Origin of the sequence: Rhodobacter sp. NSM, from assembly GCF_052244495.1 — a bacterium.
GTDB lineage: Bacteria > Pseudomonadota > Alphaproteobacteria > Rhodobacterales > Rhodobacteraceae > Cereibacter_A.
Window position 1 is genome coordinate 1 of the sequence record NZ_JBQPXH010000075.1, and the last position, 386, is coordinate 386.

Genomic DNA, 386 nt, shown 5'->3' on the forward strand with positions numbered 1-386 from the left:
TACCTCGAGGATGGAGGAGCCCCGTCCGCGCTCGGCCACCGACAGCCGCCCCCGCAGCGACTGGACCGCCTCGGTCTCGTCGCGCTGCAGGATCACGTATTCGCGCCCTGCGGGGCCCTCGAGCGCCCCGATCCGCAGGCCGAACCCTTTCCCGGGGAGCGAGAGCGGCACGCCCACCTCGCCCTGGGCCACGCTTTCGTCCGGCAGCAGGAGCGTGAAGCGTCCCCCTTCTCCCGCCGTAAGCCGGATCTCCTCCCCGATCCATTCGGGCGGCACCTCGAGCATGTCGAGCCGGATCCGGGCATCGCCCCGATCATAGGGGATCAGGGCCTCGAGATCGGGCAGCGGCAGCCGCCCCGAGGCCACGGCATGGCCGAGGATCGGCG

Annotated in this window: 1 pseudogene; it reads right to left on the reverse strand. The window is 72.3% G+C overall.

The features are described 5' to 3' along the window. Positions 1 to 386 (reverse strand): annotated as a pseudogene (locus ACTVZP_RS22345) (polysaccharide biosynthesis tyrosine autokinase); the annotation flags it as partial.